This is a genomic window from bacterium (assembly GCA_035308905.1).
Classification (GTDB): Bacteria; Sysuimicrobiota; Sysuimicrobiia; order Sysuimicrobiales; family Segetimicrobiaceae; genus DASSJF01.
This window is the reverse complement of the sequence record DATGFS010000034.1, coordinates 1-21,338: the sequence shown is the minus strand read 5'-3', so window position 1 is coordinate 21,338 and position 21,338 is coordinate 1. Positions and strand designations below refer to the sequence as shown.

Sequence of the window (21,338 nt, the reverse complement as noted above, 5' to 3'; positions counted from 1 at the left end):
TTTCAGGGAGGGAGAGTGACATGCACATACGGTCGTGGATTGCCGTCGCGGTGATGGGGGTGCTCAGCCTTCTCGCCATCCCCGGGCTGGCGCAGCCGGGAATCGGCGTTGGGCCGGTGGGGGGAGGGCAGCCGGCGGCGACCGGCCGGCCGCTGTCGATCGAGCAGGCCGTGGCCGCCGCCCAGCGGTTCATCGTGCAGTCGGGACTTTCCGGGGTGGCGCCCGCGCACGTCATGGAGTTCGCGAATAACTTCTACGTGGCGGTCACCGACACGGCGACCGGGCAGGGCGCGTTCGAGCTCCTCGTCGACCGCGACAGCGGGGCCGTGCATCCCGAACCGCAGAGCATGATGTGGAACACAAAGTACGGCCGAATGGCCGGCGGGTTTGGCTCCGGCCCGCAGGGTCCGGGCGGGCCGATGATGCGTCATGGATTCGGCCCCGGCGCGTTCGGTGCCGGCCGGTCAGGTCCGGGCACACCGATGATGGGTCCCGGGCTCTCATCCGGCGGCGTCACACCGGGCAGCCCAGCGAACGGCGGGGTGCGACACGACAGCGCGTTCTTTGCCGATATGCGTCTTGTCCATGCGTTGCTGTTGAATCATGACAAGATCAAACGGTCGGTGACCAAGCTGTCAAACGGCATCCGGACCGTGACGGAGTCCGACGATCCGCAGGTCGCGCAACTGATCAAAGCACACGTCGCCAGCATGGCCCAGCGGTTGCAGAACGGAAGCGAATTCAATGTGGCAAGCCACACGCTCCCGACGATCTTTCAGAACGCGGCTAAGATTCGCACGCGGATCCAGCAGACGCCACGCGGCGTGATCGTCACGCAAACGTCGGACGATCCGGCGACGGTGACCGCGCTGCAGCGGCACGCGTCCGAAGTGGATGATCTCGTGCAGGGCGGAATGGCGGCGTTTATGCGCAGTGTCATGGCGAACGGTGGCCCCGCCGGATTTGGTCCGGGTGGCCCCATGATGGGCCACGGATTCGGCCCCGGCGGGTTTGGCCCCGGCCAGCATGGCCCGGGCGGGCCGATGATGGGCGGCGGATTCGGCCCCGACACGATCGGCCAGGGCTCAGCAGGATCCGGCGAGGCGTCGGTCACGCTCGACCAAGCGAGGAGCCGCGCGCAACAGTATCTGGACGCGCAGCGTCCGGGGACGAAAGCGGACGAGGCGAGGACGTTCCCCGGCTACTACACGTTCGACGTCTCCGCGAATGCGAAGCCGATCGGAATGCTCAGCGTGAACGCGTCCACCGGACAGGTCTGGTACCACGTCTGGCACGGTGCGTTCATCCAGGAACGCGATCTGAAGTAAGCGCCCGGCTCGGGGGAAGGAGTGAGCGGCGATGTGGGGCGGGATGGTGCTGTGGATGCTGATCGTCTGGGTCGGCGTGATTGTCCTGGCGATCTGGGCGGCGTCCCGGCTCTTCCCCTCCACTGCCTCTCCGTCATCATCGGCGCGTGAGGTTGTGGCTCTTCGGCACGCCCGAGGCCAGCTGAGCTGACACTGGAGCACTACCGGCATCGGCCTGGGTCTCCCGGGTGGTGCCCGTAAGAGCCGAACACACACAACAAGAGGAGGACCATCGCATGCGCGTGTTTTTCGCTGGAATTGTCGTCATGTCGATCTTGATCGGAGCGGCCGCCGTGTCCCTTGCGCAGCCCGCCGGCCCGGCTCCCTCTCCTTACGCTCCGCAGATGGGCAGTCCGGTGCGCGGTTTGAGCCAGCAAGAGATTGATGACCTGCGCGCTGGTCGAGGCGCCGGCCTCGCCCGGATGGCCGAATTGAATGGGTACCCAGGACCCGTGCACGCGCTCGAGTTGCGGGACAAGCTTGGTCTTTCGCCCGCGCAGGTGAAGCAAATCGAGGACCTCCGGGATACGACCATCGCGCAAGCACAACGCCTGGGCGCAGAGATCATCGAGCAGGAGGCGCGGTTGAGCGGTGCCTTCGCCGGTCGAACGATCACGGAGCGGGACATGGCGGCGCAGGTAGCGGAACTGGCCGGACTCTATGGCCGGCTGAGAGCGACCCACCTACGTGCCCATCTAGTGATGCGCTCGCTACTATCCGAGTCACAGGTCGCTCAGTACGATGCGCTTCGAGGCTATACGATGCCGGGTCAGTCGCCGGGGATGTCGCATCAGCATCCGTGATCGCTGGGTGCGGGTAACACTCGGTGACAATCACGCCGCGGCGGCCGCTACGGAACCCGAAGCTGTCGGCTGCTTGATCAGGCAGGAGCGGTTTCTAAGTCGGGAGCATCTTCTGTGTGGGTAACTGCGACGAGCAGGCCCCCGTTGCAAACGCTGGCGCGCCGCCTGCCGACGATTTTGCCTCTATTGTGGCAGCCAAGGCCATCGAGGTGACACGCGCGCATAGCGCTCGGCCGCCTGAGGAGGTTGGGGTTCAGGCCACGGCTACTACAATTCTGGGCAGAAGATTCCTTGTAATGAGGGGGTTACCGGTTCGAATCCGGTCGGGGGCTCCACATTACCACTGGCCCACGCGTTTTGAGATCCTACCGGAGCAGCACGGGGTGCGCCGGGAAGCCCAGATCTTCGAGCGCATCCGCAACTCCGATAGCGACGAGATGCCCCAGGCGTGACGTGGCCACCTCAAACTCCGCCCCCCGGGGCACCACAAAGACGACGTACCCTTTGCTCCGGACAAAACGCATGGTGCGCGTGGCCTGCAAACCCGTAGCGAAGGTCCCGATGCTGACCACGTAGCCGGGGACGGGCATGTGGGGCTCGGCGACCGAATGCTCGACGCTTACTGCGGCACGGGCGATCTTGCCCTCTTGCTGGCGGAGCGCGTCGGGCCGACGGGCCGGGACAAACACGGGAGGCGGCAGCGCAGACGCAGGCCGTTCGTGACGGGGGGCCAGCGCGCCGAGTCCATGGAGCACAGAAGCGCTCTGCGCTACTCCCAGCGCGAAGGAGGCCGCCGCGGCCACGGCGCCCAGCACGATACGGTGCCAGCGGGTCGGCGTGGAGCGCGCGCGGGCAGGTGCGACGAGCGGCGCGGCCTGCGCCTGATCGGCGCTTAATTGTGCGTCGTGTGGTGCAACCGCCTCGGTCGAGAGGGCGGTCCCGACCGCCGCGGCGGCGATCGTGCCCTTCGCTTTCTTCACGGCGGTGGATTCGCGGCTGGCCAGCCTGAGGAGATCTTCGACGGTCGCCGACACATGCGTCGCCCTTCGGCCCTCGGCTCTTCGGCCGCCCGCGACACCGACGCTCACCGTCAGTCTCCTGGGATCGCCATTCATATCCACCGGGACCGCGACTTGGCCCTCGATGCGTGCGGCGAGCGCACGCACGTCATCTGCCCGGCGGGTCGTGGCGATCACGAACTCGTCGCCGCCGTATCGGCAGAGGAGGTCGGCGGACGGATCGATGAGGTCGCCGAGCAAATGCGTGATCGCGCGGAGAATTTCGTCACCGGCGACGTGACCGAGGACCTTGTTGACTTCACCGAAGTTGTCGAGATCGACAAACAGGATGCCGACTTCGCGCCCACTTGCCAGAGCGGCGGACGCCCATGATCGCAGGGCGGTCGCCCACGCCAGGCCGGTCAACGGATCGGTCTGCTGACCCTGGGCGTTCAACACGGCGACCATGGAGATCTGCCCGACGATCGCCCCCGCATCGATGACCGGGAGCACCTCGACACCTTGCCTCACCATGAGCGCGCGTGTCTGCAACAGCGACAGTGCGGGCGTCGCTGGAGCAATCTCTCGTGTCATAACCGTTCCCACGGGCCGGTAGGGAGGCTCCCTCAGCAACTGCCTTGGAGTCACGAGCCCGACGACGCGGCCTTGCGAGCAGACCGGAAGGCCCATGAGGCCCTCCCGGCGGAGGATTTCTGCTGCGGCTGCAACTGAATCATCGATATTCACCGACGCGCTCGTCGGCACCATCGTTTCGGCTACGGTGAGGAACCCTTTGTCGGTCATCCGTAGTCACCCACGTTATCGTTCTACCCTCCCGGGGGATTCGCCTTGTGGATGGCGGGTGCGAGCAGGCCGCTTGGTTAAGCGTTGCGTGATTCGGCCTATCCTGAGATAATCTTTGAGTATCCTCCCTTTCGTCTTTGCCAAGGGATTACAGAGGAAGAGTTCGAATCTGGTCGGGGGCTGCGCATTACTGAAGGCGAGTGATCGTCCACGCGAGCGGGGGGTGCACCGTGTCGAACGGGATGAAAGTCGAAAAACTGGAGACAAAGTCGCACGACACGCCGGACGAGGTAAGGACTCCGAACAAAACGCGGGTCGAGGTTGTGAAGCTCGGCGGTTTCACATTGGGCCGCTTCATCTTCCAGCCGGGATGGCGCTGGTCGGAATGCGTCAAGCCTGTCGTCAAGACCGAGTCGTGCCAGGCGGCGCATGTAGGTTATGCGATCTCCGGTCGCCTGAAGGTCAAGATGAACGACGGTGCTGAGAAGACGATCACGTCGGGAATGTCGTACACGATTCCACCGGGGCATGACGGCTGGGTGGAAGGCAATGAGCCGTTCGTCGGTATCGAAGTCATGAGCGCGGAGCACTACGCGAAGGCTTGAGCGCCGGCGGGTCACCGAGTTTCGGGAAGAAGAGGGCGGGTCAGGAGTGCCGACCCGCCCTCGCTTTTCTGTCAGGGCTTCCCTCCGCCGACCCGCAGGCCAAGCCCTGGCGCACCGTTCCTGTGCGGCAGCAGGGGCCCTCCGCCGCTCCGGCGAAAGCGCCCCGCGGTTTCACGCGGCGCGAACTGTCGAGACTCCCGCCTCGTCAGTAGAGGGTGGCCCGCCGCGGGTCCGCGGGCGCGACCTGGACGGCTACCGGCGGGGTCTGCTGGCAGCACCAAATTCTGTTGGGGGGGATGTGGATGCGACGTCTTGTCGCGGTTGCCGCCGCGATCTTGCTGATCGCCACGTGGGCACCGCTGCCCGGCCGGTCAGCGACCGCTTATACGCCACAACAGACCGTCGTCATCGCGATGGACATCTCGAGTGTCATCTCGCTCGATCCTCAGGTGTCCTATGAGTTCACCGAGCCGGACCATCTCGCCTATTCCACGCTCGTCGAGTTCGCCCAGGGCGATCTGACCCATCCGCGGCCCAGCGTCGCGTCGTCCTGGACGTCGAGCAAAGACGCGAAGACGTACACGTTTCATCTCCGGCCGGGCGTCAAGTTTGCCAGCGGCAACGCGGTGACCGCGGCCGACGTCCTCTACACGTTCGAGCGGGCCGTCAACATCCCCAAGGACCCGGCGTCGTGGCTGATCACGCAGATGGGGATCGACGAAAAGAACGTCGACCAGATCGTGAAAACGCCCGATCCGCAGACCGTCGTCTTCACGCTGCCCGAGGCGTTCAGCCCCGGGGCGTTTCTGTCGATCATGGCGAACACCGTCGCGGGCATCGTCGACAGCAAGACGGTTCGCCAGCACGTCACGAACAACGACTGGGGTACCGGCTGGCTGATTGATCACTCGGCCGGCAGCGGCCCGTACCAAATCGCGCGGTGGGAGCGCCTGGTGACGATCGAGCTCGTCGCGAACCCCAACTACAACCTCAGCCGGGCGCCGTCGATCAAGCGCATCGTGTGGCCCAACATTCAGGAGAACACGGTGCAGCGGAACATGCTGGAGCGCGGCGACGCGGATATCGCGACCGGCCTCTCGGCGGCGCAGCTCCAAGCGCTCAAGAGCGACAGCCGGTTTTACGTCTCGCAGATCCCCGACCTCGGCGAAGAGTACGTGGGCATGGACGTAAAGAACGTGCCCGCGTTCACCAAGGCCCAGGTCCGGCAGGCGGTCCGGTGGGCGATCGATTACGACGGCATTGTCCGGCAGCTGCTGAACGGTAACGGGCTGCCGCTTCAGAGCATCGTCCCGAAGGGGCTCTTCGGCTACGATCCGGCGCTGCCGTTCAAGCACGACCCGGCCAAGGCCAAGGCGCTCCTGGCGGAGGCCGGATTCGCCAACGGCTTCTCCGCCACCATGCTCGCGCCGAGCGGCTCCGCCGCCGGCGGCATCTCGGCGGGCGACCTCGCGGCGAAGATCAAGAACGATCTGGGCGCCGTCGGGATCAACGTCACGATCCGCCAGGTGGCGTCCTCCGAGATGTACCAGACGTACCGCGGCCAGAAGTCGGAGATGGTGCTCGCCAACTGGTACGTGGACTACCCGGATCCCGACGACTTTTCCAAGCCGTTTGGGGACTACAAGCAGAAGTCGCTCTGCTGGCGCCTGCAGTACTATAATGACCCGCTGAGTGCGCTGGTCAACCAGGCCGGCGGGCTGGAGAATACGCCGCAGCGCGGCGCGCTCTACAAGCGGATCAACGACGTCATGAATCAGGACGGGCCGTTCGCGCTCTTGTATCAGCCGATGATCTCGAACGCCGCGTCGAAGCGGATCCAGCACCTCGTCTTCGATCCGGTGAACTTCATCGACTTCTTCCAGCTGACCAAGCAGTAGCGCCGGGCAGGCGGGGGGACGGATCTTCAGTCCCCCCGCCGCGACACCATGACCCTGCTGCAGTACCTCGTCCGGCGCGCCGGGCTGACCGCGTTCGTCGTGTTCGGCGTGACGCTAATCACGTTCGTGCTCACGCACGTGGTGCCGGCCGATCCGGTCATCGCGTACGTTGGCGATCACGCGCCGCCCGACCTGGTGGAAAAGACGCGCCACGAGTTCGGGCTCGACCGGCCTCTGCCCGTGCAGTATGTGATCTATCTGCGAGATCTCGCCCACGGAAATCTCGGGATCTCGATCAAAGACAACCGCCCGGTCAGCCGCGATCTCGAGCAGTACCTCCCGGCGACCGTGGAGCTCTCGACGGCGGCGCTGCTGGTGGCGATCGTCATCGGGATGCCGGCCGGGATCGTGTCCGCCGTGTACAAAGACCGGTGGCCGGACCAAGTCGCGCGATTGTTCGCGCTCACCGGGACCTCGCTGCCGATCTTCTATCTGGCGCTGCTGCTGCTCGGAGTCCTGTACGTGCGGCTCGGGGTGCTGCCGGGGCCGGGCCAGCTCAACATCTACACCGCCGTGCCCCCGCACATCACCGGCATGGTCGCCGTTGACGCGCTGCTCGCCGGAGACTGGGCGGCACTGCAGGATGCCCTGAGGCACCTGGTTCTTCCGGCCGCGGTCCTCGGCTACTATCAGACCGGGCTTATTACCCGGATGACGCGCGGCAGCCTACTCGAGGTCCTCCGGCAGGACTACGTGCGCACCGCGCGCGCGAAGGGGGTGTCGGAGCGCCGGGTGGTGCTGGCGCACGCGCTACGCAACGCGCTCCTGCCGACCGTCACGGTCGTGGGCCTGGCGTTCGGCGGTCTCTTGTCGGGCGCCGTGCTGACCGAGACCATTTTCGCGTGGCCGGGGATCGGCCGGTACGCCACAAACTCCGCGGTCAACGTCGACATTCCGGCCGTGCTCGGCGTCACCCTGATCATCGCGGTCATCTATTCCGTCGCGAACCTCGCCGTCGATGTCCTCTACGCCTATCTCGATCCCCAGATCCGGTACACGTAGCCCGGCCGGCGTCCGCTCGTCGGCGCAGGTCGTCTGGGCTGCGTTCCGGCGCAATCCGCTCACCCTCGTGGGGCTCGTCATCGTGGCCGGTTTCGTTGTCACGGCGGCGGCGGCGCCGATCCTTGCGATCCAAAACCCCCTCGCGCAGGACCTGGCGCACCGGCTGGATCCTCCGAGCATCGCCCACCCGTTCGGGCTCGACTCGCTCGGCCGCGACGTATTCAGCCGCGTGCTCTACGGCGCCCGGATCTCGGTCGTCTCCGGCATCTCCGTTGTCTCCGCCGCCCTCGCCTTCGGGGTCGCGGCCGGCACCGCGGCGGGATGGCGCGGGGGATGGTGGGACGAGGTGCTGATGCGGGTGACGGACATGTTTCTTGCCTTCCCGTCTCTCGTGCTGGCCATGGCGATCTCGGCGATTCTCACCCCGAGCCTGACGAACGCCCTGATTGCGATCACGATCGTCTCCTGGACCTCATACGCGCGGCTTGCGCGGGCGCAGACACTCGCGCTCCGACACCGCGACTACATTGAGGCGGCCCGGGCCCAGGGCGCCCAGGACCCCAGAATCGTGCTGCGGCACCTCATTCCGAATGCCGTCGCGCCGCTGTTCGTCCAGGCTACCCTCGAGATCGGCGGCGTCATCCTCACGTCCGCGGGGCTGGCCTTCATCGGCTTCGGCGCGCAGCCGCCGACCCCCGAGTGGGGCATCATGGTCTCAGAAGGCCGGTCCTTTTTAATGGATCAGTGGTGGGTCGCGACGTTTCCGGCGGTGGCCATCCTGCTGCTTGTGCTCGGGTTCAACCTGCTCGGCGACGGCATCCGGGACGTGCTGGATCCGCGCCTCCGCAAGACGGGGTGAATGCCGCCGAGCCCGGCCAGGCTCAAACCTTAACCAAACGCTCAAACACCGCTCACAGCCGGATCATCCACGGTCGCTACGCTGGTGCCAAGACACACCAGCGGAGGTAGCCGGATCGTGCCCCACGACGTCGTCGTACTCCCCGTCGAAGGATTGGATCACGTGGCTTCGCCCGTTGCCCTCGAGGTGGCCCTCGTCCGCACCGCGGGCGTCGGCTCAGTTTCTATGAACGTCGCCGCCGGACGGGTGCGCATCGCATTCGACCCGGACCGATATCTGCCGAGCCGCATCCGCAGCGGCGAATTGCTCGACGCGATCGTCAAGGCGGGCTATCGGTTGAGCCGCGATGCGGTGATGGTGTCGGAGGTGCCGGCGGTATACGTCGCCGCAGCGGCTCACCGGACAAGCCGTCGGCGGGTCCTCTCCGCCCGCTAGCGAAGTCGCGGTCCGCCGGCGGGGCCGGCGCCGTCGGGGCGGAACGAGAGCGGGACTATTTAGTAGTAGCTGTGCCGGGCAAGACGGAAGTCGACGAGCGTCTCGCTCGCCTTGGCGCCCGCGTAGACGGCCGCGAACGGCCAGAGGATACCGCCGGAGAGGCCGATCAGAAGCGTGAGGATGATCGCGTGCACCCAGAGGCCCTCGGCGAGATACCACACCGGTCCGAGGGCGAAGGCCCACCAGTTCCAGCCCAGCTTCGGCGGCGTGTGATACTGCGTCACGTCCTGCTCGACGAACGGCGCCGGCGACGGGCCCACGCGCACGGGCGCGTAGGCAGGGCGCGACCGCGAGTACCAGATAAAGACCACCAGCAGACCGAAAAGCGTGATCAGAAGAACGATCTTGGCCGTCAGGTCCATGGACGAGTATTTCGGCGACCCGTGCCGAATTTCCCTATCGGCAGGAGGCAGCGCAGGAGCAAGAGGCTGCCTTGCGGCCGCAGGGGGGAAGCCATGGGTGAGTTTGCGGGCCGGCGGGTGCTCGTCACCGGCGGTGGTTCCGGCATCGGCCGCGGGATCGCGGCAGCGTTTGTTCGCGAAGGGGCCCACGTCGCGGTTGTGGACATTGATCCTGAGCACGTGGCGCAGACCGTCGACAGTTTAACGGGCGGTCCCGGCCGGGCGGCCGGTGTGCCCGGCGACGTGCGCGACGCGGAGCGGGTCGTGGAGGAGGCGGCGCGCGCCGTCGGGCCGATCGAGGTGCTCGTCAACGACGCCGCGGTCTACCCCAACTGCCCGGTCATCGAGATGCCGGACGATCAGTGGGACCAGGTGATCGGGGTCAACCTGACCGGGACCTTTCGGATGTCCCGGGCCGTGGCGCGCCGCATGGTGGACGCGAAGATTCCGGGCCACATCGTCAACATCGCGTCCGGCGCCTACAAGTCGGCGCGGCGGGGCGCCTCGCACTACTGCGCGAGCAAGGCCGGCATCGTCATGTTTACGAAGGTGCTGGCGCAGGAGCTCGCCGAGCACCGCATCCACGTGAACGTCGTGTCCCCGGGCCTCGTCGACGTCGGCCGGCGCAGCGACGTGAATCCGGGATACCGGCAGACGCTCATGACCAACATTCCGTGGGGGCGGATGGGTCTGCCGGAAGACATCGCGGCCGCGGTGCTGTTCATGTCGTCGCGGACCGCGGACTATGTCACCGGCACGGTGATCGACGTCGACGGCGGCTCGAGCGCGGGCCGTTATTTCCTTCCGTACAGCCGGGGATAGTGAGCGTGGCACGGTTTCCGTTGACAGCCTCCTCCTATTGCTCCTACAATCGGAGAGTCCAACAGGACCGGGCCGGGCCGGAACGTCGTACGGGGAGGTACCCAAGCGGCCAAAGGGGGCTGACTGTAGATCAGCTGGCGGAATGCCTTCGGAGGTTCGAATCCTTCCCTCCCCACCATATTGCTCATAACGTCGGTCGTTCTTCCATAAAAACTCAGGCGCCGTCTCGGAGGCTCGAAGCCGGTGTCTAACAGGGCGCCGAGTCGGGCATAGAGGTTCTTGCCAGGCGAGTTGCTGTAAGGGGGGAGCCCTTCATCACGCGCGCGGCCGTGGAAGAGAGACGAGACCGGTCGACGGTCAAGTGCTTCACCTGCCCCCGGGAGCGGCGCGGAGACGAAGCCGGCTGGCATTTCGTCGAGTTGCCGCGCACGCGAGCGTACGGACCGCCCCGGATTTTTGTTTGCCCCCGCCACTACGGGCACTTCGCGGAACGGGAGCGCGGGCGCTGGACCGAGCTCGACGCTCCGATCCTGGCCGCGGCGCCCGTGCTCGTCGCCGGCGCCGCCCAGCCGGTCGCCCGTGCGGATGTGAGCCTGACGCTCGACGCGGCCGACGTGCCGGTGGCCGCACCGGTGGCAGCGCTCGCCCTCATCACCACCCTCGTCTCCGACTCGTAAGCGCCACCGCCGCTCGACAATCGAAGGACCGCCCGCCGCCCGTCTGTTAGAATAAATTTTGGCGCCGCCGGCCGACTTGGCGGCCGGCAACCAGGTTATTCAAGCGGGAGTAGCTCAATGGTAGAGTGCCAGCCTTCCAAGCTGGCGATGCGGGTTCGATTCCCGTCTCCCGCTCCACCCCGGAGGGAGCCATGAACAAGGAAGGGCTCGTCGAGCACGTTGCCGCCGCCACCGGAGAGACCCGCAAACAGGTGTCGCAGACCCTCGATGCGATCCTCGCCGGCATCACCGACGCGCTGCGGCGCGAGGAGAAGGTGACGCTGGTCGGCTTCGGCACCTTCCAGGTGCGGTCGCGCGCAGCACGCGAGGGCCGCAATCCCCGCACGGGCGAGAAAATCCAGATCGCGGCGCGCAAGGTCCCCGCGTTCACGGCCGGCAAGGACCTCAAAGCGGAGCTCGGCTAGCTCTGGCGGCCGCGATTCTCGACGGCACCGCGCTTGCGCGCTCCCGGCGCGCCGGCCTCGCCGCGCAGGTGAGCGAGTTCACCGAGCGTCACGGGATCGCCCCGTGCCTCGCCGCGGTCCTGGCCGGCGACGATCCCGCGTCGCACGCGTACGTCGCCAGCAAGGCGAAGGCGGCCGGCCGCGTCGGCATCCGCTCGGAGACCTTTGCCTTGCCCGCGGATGTGCCGGCCGCGGAGTACTTTGACCTCATCGACACGCTCAACCGGCGCGCCGACGTCCACGGCATCCTGCCGCAGCTGCCGCTGCCGCCGCAGATCGCCGCCGACGCCGTGTTCGCGCGCCTCAATCCCGAAAAGGACGTCGACGGTCTTACCCCGGTCAACATGGGTCGCCTCGCGCTTGGACGGCCCGGCATCGTCCCGTGCACGCCGCTCGGCATCATCGCCCTGATCGACTCCGCCGGCGTCTCGCCTGCCGGCGGACCGCCGGGCGGCGGACTCGCCGGCCACCATGACCTCATAGCGGGGCGCGAGGCCGTGGTCGTCGGCCGCAGCAACATCGTCGGCAAGCCGGTCGCCTTGCTGCTGCTGGCCCGCCATGCCACCGTGACGATCTGTCATTCCCGGACTCCCGACCTCGCCGCGCAGACGCGGCGCGCGGATATTCTCGTCGCCGCGGTGGGCCATCCGCACCTCATCCGCGCGGCAATGGTCAAGCCCGGGGCCGTCGTCATCGACGTCGGCCTCACCCGCGTCGACGGCAAGATCGCCGGCGACGTCGATTTCGACGCGGTGCGGGAGGTCGCGGGCGCGATCACCCCGATGCCGGGCGGGACCGGGCCGATGACGATCGCGATGGTCCTCGAAAACACGCTCACCGCGGCCCGCCGCCAGCTGGAGCACGACGAGGCGTGACGTACGCGCAGGCGCTCGACTATCTCGACAGCCTGATCCACCCTTCCGGCCAACCGCGCCGGCCCTATCACGAAGTCAAACTGTCCCGCATGCGCGCGCTCCTCGACCGCCTCGGCGGGCCGGAAGCGGGACTCCGCGGCGCGCTCATCGCTGGGACCAAAGGCAAAGGATCCACCGCGGCGATGCTGGCCGGTATCCTCGGCGCCGCGGGCCTTCGCACCGGTCTCACCGTGAAGCCGCATCTCGTCGACTACCGCGAGCGCATCCAGATCGGCGGCCGGATGATCACGCGCCCGGAGCTCGTCCGGCTCGTGGAGGCGATCCGCCCGGCCGTGGAGGCGGGCCGCGCGGACCCGTGGGGCCCGCCGACCTACGTCGAGGCGACCGTCGCGATGGCCCTGCTGGCGTTCCGGCGGGCCCGCGTGGACGTCGCCGTGGTCGAAGTGGGCATCGGCGGCCGGCTCGACGCGACCAATACCACCGACCCGATCGTGTCGGTGCTCACGCCGGTCAGCTACGATCACACGGAATTGCTGGGCCACACCTTGACCGAGATCGCGCATGAGAAGGCCGGCGTTATCCGGCCCGGGCGGGCCGTCGTGTCGGCGCCGCAGCCGCCGGAGGCGGAGGCGGTGATCGAAGACGCCGCGCGGTGCCTGGGGGCCCCGCTGCTGCTCGTCGGGCGCGAGATCGGATACGAGATCGTCTCCTCGTCGCTCGACGGGGTGGCCGCGCGCATCCGCGGGCGCCGCGGCACCTACGACGTCGCGATCCCGCTGCTCGGACGCCACCAGGCCGTGAACGCCGCCGCCGCGGTGGCCGCGGCGGAAGAGCTCGTCCCGGCGCTCGGCGCCGACGCGGTGCGCGCCGGCATCGCCGGGGTGCGGTGGCCGGCGCGGGTGGAGCTCGTGGCGCGGCGGCCGTACACGATCGTCGACGTCGGACACAATCCCGCGTCGATGGCCGCGCTGTGCGCCACGCTGGGCGAACTGCTCGGCGGCCGGCGTCTCGTCGTGGCCTTCGGCATGCTCGCGACGAAGGATTACCACGCCGTCACCGCGCTGCTCGCGCCGCTCGCCGCCGCCGTCGTGACGACGACCCCCGACAATCCGCACGCGCTCGCGGCCGCGGACCTCGCCGCGGAGGTGCGGCGGTACACGCCGCACGTGGAAGCAGTGGACGACCGGCGGGCCGCGGTGGCGCGCGCGAGGCAGCTGACCGGGCCCGACGACGTCCTGGTCGTCACCGGCTCGTTCTACTTCGTCGGCGAGGCGCGCGGCCGGCTGCTCCGAAGGAGCGCTTTCGAACCGGCCAGAACCTAAGCGGAACCATGTGGGTCGACCTGCTCGTCGAGAACCTCCTCAAGCGTTCCCCCGGTCCCCATGTGGTCAACGACGCCAAAACGCCGTCCGGACACGTCACCGTTGCGCACCTGCGGGGCGTGCTGATGCACGAGTGCATCTCGCGCGCGCTGCGCGATAAGGACGTCGAGACGACCTTCCTGTACGGGTTCGACGACTACGACCCGATGGACGACCTGCCGCCGTCGCTGCCGGACTACGCGCGGTACATGGGCATGCCGCTCGCCGAGATCCCGGCGCCGCCGGAGGACGCCGCTGGGGCGCCCGGGGGCCGGCCGGCCGCTGCCGCGCCCAACTACGGACGGTACTTCGCCGACGAGTTCGAGGCGGTGTTCACCCGGCTCGGCGCTCACCCGCGCATCTACCGGACGTCCGAGATGTACCGGGCCGGCGGCTTCGACCGGGGCATCCGGCTCGCCCTCGACCGTGTCGCGGAGATCCGCGAGATCTGGCGCGAGGTGACCTCGAGCAAGCGGATCGACGAGCACTGGTGGCCGGTGCAGGTGCTCTGCGAGCACTGCGGCCGCATCGGCACTACCAACATCCTGACGTGGGACGGCGACGAGGTCGAGTATGTCTGCGCGCCGGATAAGGTGACGTGGGCCCAGGGCTGCGGCCACCGCGGCCGCCGCTCGCCGTTCCGAGGCGGCGCGAAGCTGCTGTACCGGATGGAGTGGCCGGCGAAGTGGGACGCGCTCGGCGTGACGGTGGAGGGGGCGGGGAAGGACCACATGACGCGCGGCGGCTCGCACGACGTCGCCGTCGCCCTGAGCGGGCGGATCTTCGGGCGGCCGGCGCCGTACGCGTTCGCGTACGAGTTTCTGCTGTACGGCGGCAAGAAGATGAGCACGTCCAAGGCCGTCGGCGTTACCGCCAGGGAGATCCTCGAGGTGCTGCGCGAAGAGCTGGCCCGCTTCCTCATCGTGCGGCCGCACCCGCGCAAGCAGGTGGAGTTCGACCCGTACGGGGATACGATCCCGAGCCTCTACGATGAATACGACCGCGCGGCGGCGGCGTACTTCGGGGAGACCCCGTCTGCGCGGGGCGGTGCGGCCGCCAACGAGGACCTCGCGCGGACCTTCTATTTCTCCCGCGTCGACGGGGAGCAGCCGCGGTGCTACCGGCCGCGATTCGCCAAGGTCGCCCAGCTGATGCAGATCCCGTCGGTCGATATCGTCGAGGCCGTGGAGCGCGACAAGGGCGCGCCGCTCACGGAGACCGACCGCGCCGAACTCACCCGCCGCATCGAGGACGCGCGGCGCTGGCTGGCCGCCTACGCGCCGGACACGGCGAAGTTCGAGATCCGGCCGGCGCTGCCCGAAGGCGCCGCCACCTTGTCGGCCGCGCAGCGGCAGTACCTCGCGCGCGTGGCCGACGCGCTGGCCGCACGGCGGTGGACCGGGGAAGAGTTGCACACGCATCTGCACGCCCTGAAGGCGGAGCTCGGCCTCGGCCCGCGCGAGGCGTTCGGCGCGATCTACCAGGCGCTGCTCGGCAAGGACTCCGGTCCGCAGGCCGGCTGGCTGCTCGCCGCGCTCGACTCGCGATTCGTGCAGGCGCGCCTCAGAGAGGCGGCCCGCGATGCCGCCTGAACCCCGCCCCGTCATCGTCGCCGCGCTCGCGCAGAAGCCCGGTGCAGACCCCGACGCCGCGCCGGGCGGCGCGCACGCCGCCGCGATCGAGGCGGTGGATCCGCGGGTGCGCCTCGTCCGCGTGAGCGACCGCGCCCGCTGGCTCGAGGAGGCGCCGGAGGCCGAGGTGATTGTGGGCTTCCGGCCGCTGCGCGAGGGCGCGACCCGCGCCAAGCACCTCCGCTGGGTGCACTCGTTGGGCGCCGGCGTGGAGAACCTGTGCCGGGACGTCGCCGGCACCGACATCCTCGTCACGAACACGCACACTCACGGCGACGTGCTTGCCGAGCACATCATGGCGCTCGTCCTTGCGCACACGCGCCGGCTGCCGGCGCTGCTCGCGCGGCAGGCCGAGGGCCGGTGGATGCGCGACGGCGCCGTCGGCGCCGTGATCCGCGGCAAGACGCTGGGCATTCTCGGGCTCGGGACGATCGGGACCGAGCTGGCCCGCCGCGCCGCGGCGTTCGGAATGCGCGTGTGGGGCGTCCGCCGGTCGGGGGCGGCCGTGCCGGGCGTCGACCGCGTCGTCGCGCCGGCGGCGATGGACGAGGTCCTCAAAGCGTCCGAAGTGCTCGCGATCACGGTGCCGCTGACGCCCGAGACCCGCGGCCTCATCGGAGCGCGGGAGCTCGCCCTCCTGCCGCGCGGCGCTTTCGTCGTCAACGTGGGCCGCGGGGGCACCGTCGACGAGGCCGCGCTCGCCGCCGCGATCCAGTCCGGGCACCTCGCCGGCGCCGGGCTCGACGTGTTCGAGCAGGAGCCGCTGCCGGCGACGAGCCCGCTGTGGCATCTGCCGGGCCTGATCATCACGCCGCACGTGGCCGGATCGTCGCCGGGCTTCCTCGAGAGGGCCGTGCCGTTCTTCTGCGAAAACCTCCGGCGCTACCTCGCCGGGGAGGCGCTGTTGAACCGGGTGGACGTGACGCGGGGATACTGAACAGTAGGAGGGCGCCATGAAGCGCTATCAGTCCGACCGTATCAGAAACGTCGCCGTGGCCGGCCACGGCGGCACCGGGAAGACCACCCTCGTCGAGGCGATGCTGTTCGCCGCGAAAGCGATCGACCGGATGGGCCGCGTCGAGGACGGCACAACGGCGACGGACTTCGATCCCGAGGAAGCCCGCCGGCGGATCACGATCAGCGCGGCGATCGCGCCGCTCGAATGGAAGGACCACAAGATCAACCTCGTCGACGCGCCGGGCTACCCCGATTTTGTCGGCGAGTTGGCCGGCGCAATGCGCGCCGTCGAGAGCGTGCTCATCGCCGTGGACGCGGTCTCCGGGGTGGAGGTCCAGACGGAGAAGGCCTGGGCCCTCGCCTCGGGCGAGCAGCGCGGCCGCGCCTTCGTCGTCACCCGCATGGACCGTGAAAACGCCGCCTTCGCCCGCATCCTGGACGCGGTGCAGACGAAGTTCGGGAGAGGCGTGATCGCGGTGCAGTGGCCGATCGGCGCGGAGGGCTCCTTCACCGGCGTCGTCGACCTGCTGGAGATGCGGGCCCACGGTGCGTCGGGGCCCATTCCTCCCGACAAGGTCCCCGCGGATGTGATGGATGCCGCGCGCGCCGCGCGCGAGCGGCTCGTCGAGGCGATTGCGGAATCCGACGACGCTCTCACCGAGGTCTATCTGGAGAAGGGCGAGCTGACGGCCGAACAGGTGACGAAGGGTCTGCACGCCGGCGTGCGGGCCGGGACGATCGTTCCCGTGTTCTGCGCCGCGGCGTCGCACAACGGCCTCGGGGTCGCCCCGCTGCTCGACGGGATCGTGAGCCTGTTCCCGGCCCCCGGCGAGCGGGGCCCGGTGGCGGCGCGGAGCGCCAAGGGCGAAGAGATCACGCTGCCGCCGGATCCCGCGGGCGTCCTCGCCGCGCAGGTTTGGAAGACAATGGCCGACCCGTACGTCGGCAAGCTGTCGTACTTGAAGGTCGTGAGCGGCACGCTCAAGTCCGATTCCCAGGTCTGGAACGCCGGCCACCACAAACTGGAGCGCATCGGCCAGCTGTTCGTGCTCCGCGGCAAGCACCAGGAGCCCGTGCCCGAACTGCCGGCGGGCGACGTCGGCGCGGTCGCCAAGCTCGCCGAGACCGCGACCGGCGACACGCTGACCGACAAGGACAAGCCCGTCGCGCTGCCGCCGATCGAGTTTCCGAAGCCGGCGATCGCGATGGCGGTCGAGCCGAAGAGCAAGACCGACGAGGACAAGCTCGGCAGCGCGCTGGCGCGCCTGACCGAAGAAGACCACACGCTCCAGGTGCAGCGCGGGAGCGAGATGCACCAGACGTTGATCTCCGGCATGGGCGAGTCGCACCTCGAGATCGTGGCCGACCGCCTGCGCCGGAAGTTCAGCGTCGACGTCGTGCTGTCGGTGCCGCGCGTGCCGTACCGTGAGACCGTACGCGCCCACGCCCGCGTCCAGGGCAAGTACAAGAAGCAGACCGGCGGCCGCGGCCAGTACGGCGACTGCTGGATCGAAATGGATCCGAAGCCGCGCGGCGGCGGCTACGAGTTCGTCGACAAGATCTTCGGCGGCGCCATTCCACGCCAGTTCATCCCCGCGGTCGAGAAGGGCATGAAGGAGGCCATCAACGAGGGCGTCGTCGCCGGCTACAACGTCGTCGACATCAAGATCACGCTGGTCGACGGCTCGTACCACGACGTCGATTCCTCGGAAATGGCGTTCAAGATCGCCGCGTCGATGGCGTTCAAGAAGGCGATGCAGGAGGCCAGGCCCGTCCTGCTCGAGCCGGTCGTGGACGTCGCGGTGCACGTCCCGGACGAGCAGATGGGCGATATCATCGGCGACCTCAACAGCAAGCGCGGCCGGATTCAAGGGATGGAGCCGAATGGGGACGGCACGACGACCGTGCGCGGGCAGGTGCCGATGGCGGAGATGCTCCGCTACGCCTCCGATCTCCGCTCGCTGACCGGCGGCCGCGGTACCTTCGAGCAGTCGTTCTCGCACTACGACGAGGTGCCGTCGCACATCGCCGACAAGGTGACGGCGGAGGCGCGGAAGCAGAAGGAGGCCGTCGAGGCGCACCACTAGCCGTGCGTCGGGTTCCCTTCGGACTACTGGTTGTCGCGGTGGCGGCGGGGCTGCTCCCCGCCGCCCCGGCGTTCTCCGCGCCGTCTGTGACGCTCGAATTTTGGACGATCTCGCTCAAACCGGACCTCACGGCGCACATCGAGGACGTGGTGCGCCGGTACGAGGGGGCCCACGCCGGCACCCGGATCAAGTGGGTCGACGTCGATTACCAGGTCCTCGACCAGAAGCTCTTGTCCGCAATCGCCGGCGGCGTCGGCCCGGACGTCGTCAACCTGAACACCGAGCTCACGGTCCGTATGGCGCAGGAGCGTGCGCTCGTGGACATGGACGCGGCGGTGCCGCCGGATCTCCGCGCCCGTTACTTCCCGAACATCTGGGCGTCGCTGCGGGTCGGCGGCCGCGCGTACGGCATCCCGTGGTACGTCGAGCCGGACGTGCTCGCCTACAACCGCGCGGTCTTCCAACGCGCCGGGCTCGATCCGCAGCACCCGCCGGCCACGATGAACGACTACATTCAAGACGCGGTGCAGATCAAGCAGAAGGCCGGCGTCTACGGGTTCATGCCGAACGTCGACAAGATCCGAATGCTGACGCTGTTCCAGGAGGAAGGGTTGGCGGTGCTGACCCCGGACCGGCGCCGCGCGGTCTTCGACGGCCCGGCCCACGTCGCGCTGCTGGCCCGCTACGTCGACCTCTTCAAGCACGACCTGTTTCCGGCCGACACGCTGCGGAGGGGTTATCTCGGCGCGACGGAGCGCTACTCGTCGGGGCAGCTCGGCATGCTGGTCGTTGGCCCGGAGTTCATCCAGCGTGTGCACAGCGATGGCCCGGACGCCTACCGTGAGACGCTGGTCGCGCCGATGCCGCTCGGGCACGGGCACGTCGTCGACCTGCCGACGATGGACGTCGCGGTGCCGGTCGAGAGCCGCCACCGGACCGAGGCCGTGGACTTCGCGCTCTTCGTCACGAACGACGAGAACCAGCTCGCCTTCTCGCACGTCGTCGTGGCGTTTCCCTCGACGCGCCGGGCCGCGGCGGATCCGTACTTCACCCGGCCGGGCACGAGCCCGGAGGACCGCGCCCGGGCGATCGCGGCGCGTGAATTGAGCATCGCGCGTGACCTGACCGTGGTCACACCGCACAGCGACGAGCTCTTCCGGGTGTTTCAAGAAGCCGTGGAGAGCGCGTTCTTCGGCCGGATGACGCCGCAGCAGGCGCTCACGTGGGCGGCCCGGGAGTGGGACCGCCGGCTCTGACTAGCGGCCGGTGCCGGGGTAGAGCAGGTACTTCTCGCGGATCTGCATGAAGCGCGCCAGCGCCGGCTGCCAGCTGTCTTCGATCTGCGCGGGCGAGCGGCCGGCGATGAAGGCCCGCCGCACCTCGTCCGTGCCCATGTCGATGTCGAAGACGTACTGGTCGCCCCACTTGCCGCCCCAGCGGAACTGGTTCGGATAGAGCTGTCGGAATGCCTGAATGATGTCGAGCGTGAGCCGCACCGGCCGGTACGCCGCGCGGTCGGTGACGCGGATCTCCACCCCGGCGTACTGCGGCCCGCCCGAGTCGGTCCACGGCTCGCCGCTCCAGTAGACCTCGCGGAAGGCCACGCCGGCCGGGTGGCGCGCCTCCAGCGCGGTGCGCAGCCGCCACGGCTGCACGAACGTCTGCCCGACGTACTCGAACGGCTTCGTCGTCAGCACGCCGACCGAGAGGTTCGTGTCGCCGATCGGCCCCATCGCCGGGTAGAGCACCGCGGTCCCAAAGTGCGGGATGCCGGGCGAGGTCATCACCCACGGCAGGCCCGTCTGGTCGAACCACATCGAACGGGTCCAGCCCTCCATCTTGACGACCATCAACCGCGCGTTCACATGCGACTCGGCGTTGATGTATTGCGCCAGCTCCCCGACCGTCATCCCGTGCACGATCGGGATCGGGTACATGCCGATGAACGACGACCACCGCGGGTCGAGCACGGGGCCCTCGACGAGGTCGCCTCCGAGGGGATCCGGCCGGTCCAGCACGACGAACAGCAGGTTGTTCTCCGCCGCCGCCTGCATCGCCAGCGCCATGGTGGAGACGTAGGTGTAGAACCGCGCGCCGACGTCCTGGATGTCGAAGACGAGCACGTCGAGCCCGCGCAGCATCGCCGCGCTGGGTTTGCGGTTGCCGCCGTAGAGGCTGTAAACCGGGAGGCCGGTCTTCGGATCGGTGGTATTGGCCACGGCCGCGCCGGCGCCGCCGCTTCCGCGGATGCCGTGCTCCGGGCCGAACAGCGCGACGAGGTGGATGTCGCGCCGGGCGGCGAGGAGGTCGGCGCTGCTGCGGAGATCCGGGGTGACGCCGGTCGGGTTGGTGATGAGCCCGATCCGCTTGCCTCGCAGCGCCTCCGGCATGTCTCGAAGGATGACGTCGAGGCCGGTTCGCACCGGGCCGACGGCCTGAACCGCGATCGCGCTCGGCGTCGGGGCCGGTGCGTTCTGCGCCTGGCCGATCGGTGCCAGGACGAGGGCCGGGACGAGCACGATGAGCAGCAGGCGGATCCAGTATCTTGCGTGCGCTGCTATGGTCATCCTTCGGCTCCGTCAGGTAGTATGCGGCCGGCGAGAGTGGGTCCGGCCTCGCGCTCACATTCGCCGGACCGCGCGGAAAGCCTTGTTGTGTACGGTTTTTCCCAGTGTGCTCGGCCGAACGCGGGCGATCCGTGCGCCTTGACGCTGGGGGGCCGATGCCATACGATTTGGGGTGCCGGACCGGGCGCGTAGCTCAGGGGTCAGAGCGCTTCCTTGACACGGAAGAGGTCCGAGGTTCAAGTCCTCGCGCGCCCACCATATTTATCAGGTCCAACCCGGAAGGTCCAACCCGGAGACATGGGTAACACTTCGTACTTAAGACATAGGTAACACTTCGTACTTAAGACATAGGTAACACTTCGTACCTAAGACATAGGTAACACTTCGTACCTAAGACATGGGTAACACTTCGTACTTAAGACATAGGTAACACTTCGTACTTAAGACATAGGTAACACTTTCGGCCCAAACGGATTGTCGAGCGGTTCGAGCACGCGCGTCTCGAGATCAAAGTAGCCCAAGTCATAGTCCATAAAGCTGACCAGCCAGATATCGTCGTGCACTTC

General features: G+C 68.2%; 20 protein-coding genes and 3 tRNA genes. 19 read left to right on the top strand and 4 right to left on the bottom strand.

Going from position 1 to position 21,338, the window contains the following annotated elements:
* The first annotated feature begins 170 nt into the window (after nucleotides 1-170).
* Both VKT83_11190 and VKT83_11185 read left to right on the top strand, forming a co-directional pair.
* On the top strand, nucleotides 171-1,328 hold the full coding sequence (locus tag VKT83_11190; GenBank protein HLY23018.1) for a hypothetical protein: 1,158 nt from the start codon (nucleotides 171-173) through the stop codon (nucleotides 1,326-1,328).
* A 275-nt stretch (nucleotides 1,329-1,603) separates the two neighbouring features.
* Nucleotides 1,604-2,170, top strand: a complete 567-nt coding sequence (locus VKT83_11185) for a Spy/CpxP family protein refolding chaperone (protein ID HLY23017.1) — start codon at nucleotides 1,604-1,606, stop codon at nucleotides 2,168-2,170.
* 365 nt (nucleotides 2,171-2,535) lie between these two features.
* Here the strand turns inward: VKT83_11185 and VKT83_11180 are convergent, their stop codons facing one another.
* Nucleotides 2,536-3,972: a GGDEF domain-containing protein gene (locus VKT83_11180; GenBank protein ID HLY23016.1), complete on the bottom strand. Its 1,437-nt coding sequence runs from the start codon at nucleotides 3,970-3,972 to the stop codon at nucleotides 2,536-2,538.
* A gap of 230 nt (nucleotides 3,973-4,202) precedes the next feature.
* Between VKT83_11180 and VKT83_11175 the strand changes: the two genes are divergently transcribed.
* From VKT83_11175 to VKT83_11155, 5 genes are all read left to right on the top strand, one after another.
* A complete protein-coding gene (locus VKT83_11175; protein ID HLY23015.1) occupies nucleotides 4,203-4,577 on the top strand; it encodes a cupin domain-containing protein in 375 nt (124 codons plus the stop codon).
* A gap of 302 nt (nucleotides 4,578-4,879) precedes the next feature.
* The gene (locus VKT83_11170) at nucleotides 4,880-6,475 is read left to right on the top strand and encodes an ABC transporter substrate-binding protein (GenBank protein ID HLY23014.1); all 1,596 of its coding nucleotides are present in this window, start codon (nucleotides 4,880-4,882) and stop codon (nucleotides 6,473-6,475) included.
* A 48-nt stretch (nucleotides 6,476-6,523) separates the two neighbouring features.
* The gene (locus VKT83_11165; GenBank protein HLY23013.1) at nucleotides 6,524-7,537 is read left to right on the top strand and encodes an ABC transporter permease; all 1,014 of its coding nucleotides are present in this window, start codon (nucleotides 6,524-6,526) and stop codon (nucleotides 7,535-7,537) included.
* The gene (nikC, locus tag VKT83_11160; GenBank protein HLY23012.1) at nucleotides 7,494-8,396 is read left to right on the top strand and encodes a nickel transporter permease; all 903 of its coding nucleotides are present in this window, start codon (nucleotides 7,494-7,496) and stop codon (nucleotides 8,394-8,396) included. Before VKT83_11165 ends, nikC begins: the two co-directional genes overlap by 44 nt.
* Nucleotides 8,397-8,513: 117 nt before the next feature.
* Nucleotides 8,514-8,831: a heavy metal-associated domain-containing protein gene (locus tag VKT83_11155; protein ID HLY23011.1), complete on the top strand. Its 318-nt coding sequence runs from the start codon at nucleotides 8,514-8,516 to the stop codon at nucleotides 8,829-8,831.
* Between the two features lie 59 nt (nucleotides 8,832-8,890).
* Here the strand turns inward: VKT83_11155 and VKT83_11150 are convergent, their stop codons facing one another.
* Nucleotides 8,891-9,253, bottom strand: coding sequence for a DUF2628 domain-containing protein (locus VKT83_11150; GenBank protein ID HLY23010.1), 363 nt, complete (start codon nucleotides 9,251-9,253; stop codon nucleotides 8,891-8,893).
* Between the two features lie 93 nt (nucleotides 9,254-9,346).
* Between VKT83_11150 and VKT83_11145 the strand changes: the two genes are divergently transcribed.
* The 11 genes from VKT83_11145 to VKT83_11095 all read left to right on the top strand — a co-directional run bounded on the left by VKT83_11145 (nucleotide 9,347) and on the right by VKT83_11095 (nucleotide 19,461).
* Complete coding sequence (locus tag VKT83_11145; GenBank protein ID HLY23009.1) at nucleotides 9,347-10,114, top strand: SDR family NAD(P)-dependent oxidoreductase; 768 nt, start codon at nucleotides 9,347-9,349, stop codon at nucleotides 10,112-10,114.
* Between the two features lie 91 nt (nucleotides 10,115-10,205).
* Nucleotides 10,206-10,292: transfer RNA gene (locus VKT83_11140), tRNA-Tyr, on the top strand.
* A gap of 151 nt (nucleotides 10,293-10,443) precedes the next feature.
* Nucleotides 10,444-10,791, top strand: a complete 348-nt coding sequence (locus tag VKT83_11135) for a hypothetical protein (GenBank protein ID HLY23008.1) — start codon at nucleotides 10,444-10,446, stop codon at nucleotides 10,789-10,791.
* A 103-nt stretch (nucleotides 10,792-10,894) separates the two neighbouring features.
* Nucleotides 10,895-10,968: transfer RNA gene (locus tag VKT83_11130), tRNA-Gly, on the top strand.
* A gap of 14 nt (nucleotides 10,969-10,982) precedes the next feature.
* A complete protein-coding gene (locus VKT83_11125; GenBank protein ID HLY23007.1) occupies nucleotides 10,983-11,255 on the top strand; it encodes an HU family DNA-binding protein in 273 nt (90 codons plus the stop codon).
* Between the two features lie 2 nt (nucleotides 11,256-11,257).
* Complete coding sequence (locus tag VKT83_11120; GenBank protein ID HLY23006.1) at nucleotides 11,258-12,169, top strand: tetrahydrofolate dehydrogenase/cyclohydrolase catalytic domain-containing protein; 912 nt, start codon at nucleotides 11,258-11,260, stop codon at nucleotides 12,167-12,169.
* Nucleotides 12,166-13,491: a folylpolyglutamate synthase/dihydrofolate synthase family protein gene (locus VKT83_11115; protein HLY23005.1), complete on the top strand. Its 1,326-nt coding sequence runs from the start codon at nucleotides 12,166-12,168 to the stop codon at nucleotides 13,489-13,491. Before VKT83_11120 ends, VKT83_11115 begins: the two co-directional genes overlap by 4 nt.
* A gap of 8 nt (nucleotides 13,492-13,499) precedes the next feature.
* Complete coding sequence (lysS, locus tag VKT83_11110; protein ID HLY23004.1) at nucleotides 13,500-15,122, top strand: lysine--tRNA ligase; 1,623 nt, start codon at nucleotides 13,500-13,502, stop codon at nucleotides 15,120-15,122.
* Nucleotides 15,112-16,098: a D-2-hydroxyacid dehydrogenase gene (locus VKT83_11105; GenBank protein HLY23003.1), complete on the top strand. Its 987-nt coding sequence runs from the start codon at nucleotides 15,112-15,114 to the stop codon at nucleotides 16,096-16,098. Before lysS ends, VKT83_11105 begins: the two co-directional genes overlap by 11 nt.
* Nucleotides 16,099-16,114: 16 nt before the next feature.
* The gene (gene fusA / locus VKT83_11100) at nucleotides 16,115-18,205 is read left to right on the top strand and encodes an elongation factor G (GenBank protein HLY23002.1); all 2,091 of its coding nucleotides are present in this window, start codon (nucleotides 16,115-16,117) and stop codon (nucleotides 18,203-18,205) included.
* A 2-nt stretch (nucleotides 18,206-18,207) separates the two neighbouring features.
* Nucleotides 18,208-19,461, top strand: coding sequence for a sugar ABC transporter substrate-binding protein (locus VKT83_11095; GenBank protein HLY23001.1), 1,254 nt, complete (start codon nucleotides 18,208-18,210; stop codon nucleotides 19,459-19,461).
* On the opposite strand, the gene VKT83_11090 is transcribed toward VKT83_11095, so the two are convergent.
* Nucleotides 19,462-20,772, bottom strand: coding sequence for a DUF1343 domain-containing protein (locus VKT83_11090; protein ID HLY23000.1), 1,311 nt, complete (start codon nucleotides 20,770-20,772; stop codon nucleotides 19,462-19,464).
* A 182-nt stretch (nucleotides 20,773-20,954) separates the two neighbouring features.
* On the opposite strand from VKT83_11090, the gene VKT83_11085 reads away from it, so the two are divergent.
* Nucleotides 20,955-21,030 (top strand) — tRNA-Val (locus tag VKT83_11085).
* A 182-nt stretch (nucleotides 21,031-21,212) separates the two neighbouring features.
* Here VKT83_11085 and VKT83_11080 read toward each other — a convergent pair.
* Nucleotides 21,213-21,338 (bottom strand): integrase (locus VKT83_11080; GenBank protein ID HLY22999.1); only part of this gene is annotated, 126 nt, incomplete at its 5' end.

Bases quoted from the DNA above. Each gene is read 5' to 3' on its own strand.
- VKT83_11185 (HLY23017.1), top strand. From the start codon at position 1,604: ATGCGCGTGTTTTTCGCTGGAATTGTCGTCATGTCGATCTTGATCGGA.
- VKT83_11180 (HLY23016.1), bottom strand. From the start codon at position 3,972: ATGACCGACAAAGGGTTCCTCACCGTAGCCGAAACGATGGTGCCGACG.
- VKT83_11170 (HLY23014.1), top strand. From the start codon at position 4,880: ATGCGACGTCTTGTCGCGGTTGCCGCCGCGATCTTGCTGATCGCCACG.
- VKT83_11165 (HLY23013.1), top strand. From the start codon at position 6,524: ATGACCCTGCTGCAGTACCTCGTCCGGCGCGCCGGGCTGACCGCGTTC.
- nikC (HLY23012.1), top strand. From the start codon at position 7,494: ATGTCCTCTACGCCTATCTCGATCCCCAGATCCGGTACACGTAGCCCG.
- VKT83_11150 (HLY23010.1), bottom strand. From the start codon at position 9,253: ATGGACCTGACGGCCAAGATCGTTCTTCTGATCACGCTTTTCGGTCTG.
- VKT83_11145 (HLY23009.1), top strand. From the start codon at position 9,347: ATGGGTGAGTTTGCGGGCCGGCGGGTGCTCGTCACCGGCGGTGGTTCC.
- VKT83_11125 (HLY23007.1), top strand. From the start codon at position 10,983: ATGAACAAGGAAGGGCTCGTCGAGCACGTTGCCGCCGCCACCGGAGAG.
- lysS (HLY23004.1), top strand. From the start codon at position 13,500: ATGTGGGTCGACCTGCTCGTCGAGAACCTCCTCAAGCGTTCCCCCGGT.
- VKT83_11105 (HLY23003.1), top strand. From the start codon at position 15,112: ATGCCGCCTGAACCCCGCCCCGTCATCGTCGCCGCGCTCGCGCAGAAG.
- fusA (HLY23002.1), top strand. From the start codon at position 16,115: ATGAAGCGCTATCAGTCCGACCGTATCAGAAACGTCGCCGTGGCCGGC.
- VKT83_11090 (HLY23000.1), bottom strand. From the start codon at position 20,772: ATGACCATAGCAGCGCACGCAAGATACTGGATCCGCCTGCTGCTCATC.